2 protein-coding genes are annotated in these 2,479 nt (G+C 65.7%); both read right to left on the bottom strand.

Annotated features, from left to right (window positions below; all coding sequences use genetic code 11):
* Positions 1-131: 131 nt before the first annotated feature.
* Positions 132-860: an IS21-like element helper ATPase IstB gene (istB, locus tag NUV79_RS25125; RefSeq protein WP_257735801.1), complete on the bottom strand. Its 729-nt coding sequence runs from the start codon at positions 858-860 to the stop codon at positions 132-134.
* On the bottom strand, positions 842-2,368 hold the full coding sequence (gene istA, locus NUV79_RS25120) for an IS21 family transposase (RefSeq protein WP_257735800.1): 1,527 nt from the start codon (positions 2,366-2,368) through the stop codon (positions 842-844). Before istA ends, istB begins: the two co-directional genes overlap by 19 nt.
* Positions 2,369-2,479 lie beyond the last annotated feature (111 nt).

Below are 2,479 nucleotides of genomic sequence, written 5' to 3'. Positions count from 1 at the left end.
CCCCCTTATCGCGTTGAAGGCTAGCCCCCCTTAGGCTCGCGCCGACGTGCCGGGATCGCCCCGGCTGAGCTGGTCAGGGTTGCTGGGCCGGGGCGATTTCGGCGTCCAGCTCGCGATGGTCTTTGGAGCGATCAGGCGCGGTTCTTGAAGCGCCAGCTCTCGTTGCCGGTCTCGATGATGTCGCAGTGATGCGTGAGCCGATCCAACATCGCGGTCGTCATCTTGGCGTCGGCGAAGATCTGGGGCCAGTCGGCGAAGGCGAGGTTTGTGGTGATGATGATCGAGGTGTTCTCGTAGAGCTTGCTGATCAGGTGGAAGAGCAACTGCGCGCCAGCCTGGCTGAAGGGCAGATAGCCGAGCTCGTCGATGACGACGAGATCCTGGCGCAGCAGGGCTTCGACGATGCGTCCGCTCTTGCCGGCGGCCTTCTCCTGTTCGAGCTGATTGACCAGGTCGACGAGGTTGAAGAAGCGTCCCCGGGCGCGTGCCCGGATGACGGCGGCGGCGATCGCGATGGCGAGATGGGTCTTTCCCGTTCCGGTGCCGCCGATCAGGATGAGATTGCGCCTGGCATCGATGAACTCACCGGCAGCGAGCTCGCGGATGTGTCCCTCGTCCACTGGCGTGCCGTCGAAGATGAAGGCATCGAGATCCTTCAGCACCGGGAATCTGGCGCCACTGATGCGGTAGTTGATTGAACGCGACTGGCGATGGGTCAGCTCTGCGCGGATCAGGCTCGCCAGCAGGGGATAGATCTCCTCGCGGCGGTTCAGGCCTTTGCCGGCGATCTCGTCGAAGCTGGCGCGCATGCCGTAGAGCTTGAGGCTGGTCATCGCCTCGATCAGTTGGTGGCGTTCCATGGGGCGGCTTCCCTTCTCTTGCGCAGGTTGTCGTATCGGGCGCAGTCGGCGACCGGCTCGGTCTTGAGCTTGAGGGCGTCGGGTGTGGTGATGCTGGCTGGCACGGGCGGTTGGCGACGGCGCGCCAGGATCGCCATGACGACGTCGCCGCTGGCGATGCCGGCCGCGAGCGCCTCGGTGCAGGCCTCCGCCACAGCGGCAATGCCGTCCTCGGGGACGCGGCCGAGGATCTTCACAAACTGACGGTCACCATCGACATGACGCCGCAGCTTCTCACGCACCGCAGTGAGCGGCGCCGGCAAGTCCCAGTCCTTGAACGGCGCGCCATTGCGTAGAGCGCCCGGCTTGCGCATCAGCACCGGCAGATAGTGCCAGGGATCATAGACGACCTGATCGCGCTTGAAGCTGCGGGGATGGTCGGCGACCGTCTCGCCATCGAGCAACACAACGATCCGGGCGGCATAGACACGCACCAGCACGGCGCGGCCGGCGGCCCGGGCATCGACGCTGTACTTGTTGCGATCATGCGTGATCAGGCAGGTCGTGGTCGCCCGCATCGGCTTCTCGACGAAGCCGGCGAAGGGCCCCAGATACGGCATCAGCCGCGCCTTCTCCTCTTCGAAGACCTCGATGACAGATCGATCGCGGAACTCGGGATGCTTGGCCCGCCGGGCGTAGGCGACGCATTGGTCGGCGAGCCAGGCGTTCAACTCGTCGAGCGTCTTCACCTTCGGCCGCGGGCGGAACAGCAGATCGCGGATCGTGCCGACCTGGTTCTCGACCTGGCCCTTCTCCCAGCCGGCCGCCGGCGTGCAGGCCACCGGCTCGACGAGGTGATGCGAGCAGAGCTGAAGGAAGCGCCGGTTGTACTCCCGGGCGCGGCCGACGAAGACGGTCTCCACCGCCGTCTTCATGTTGTCGTAGATGCCGCGCCGACAGACCCCGCCATAGAAGGCGAAGGCCTTGTCATGCGCGTCGAAGACCATCTCCTGCGTCTCGCGGAAATAGGCGCGCACGATCGGCATCCGGCTATAGGCCAGTCGCATCTGAGCGACCTTCACCACCACGGGCAGCCCGTGGAGTTCGATCGCCTCGTGGCTCCAGTCGAACTGATAGGCCTCGCCGGGATCGAAGCGCAGCGGAATGAAGGCCTGCGCCGGCAGCCGGGCGCGAGCGGCACGCCAGGCCTTCACGAACCGATGGACGCTGTCATGGGCTCCGTCGTAGCCGCGCCCGCGCAGCTCCTCGAACAGCCGGATCGTGGAGCGTCGCTCGCGCCGGGGCAGCCGATCTTCGGCCTCGAGGATCGCCGTCAGCGTATCGACCCAGGCTCCCAGCTTCCGCCGCGGCTGGACCTCGCGCTTGTAGGTGAACTCGGTCGCGCCGGAGCGGAGCACTTTGCGAACCGTGTCGCGCGCAATGCCGAGCTCTCGCGCGATCCGCTTGATCCCCTTGCCGTTCTGGAAATGCTCGAACCGGATCCGACCGATCGTCTCCACACCCGTCATCCCCGGACCCTTCCGAAAAGACGGAAGGATCAGCCGCGGCCGATAACAGGGGGGCTAACCTTCAAAGCGATAACCGCCCCCAACGGGGCCAACATTGCAGGCGATCTCACA

The sequence above is a fragment of the Allobosea sp. 47.2.35 genome (genome assembly GCF_024655635.1).
Classification (GTDB): domain Bacteria; phylum Pseudomonadota; class Alphaproteobacteria; order Rhizobiales; family Beijerinckiaceae; genus Allobosea.
Note: the sequence above shows the minus strand (reverse complement) of the source record. Positions and strands in the feature narration are given on the sequence as shown.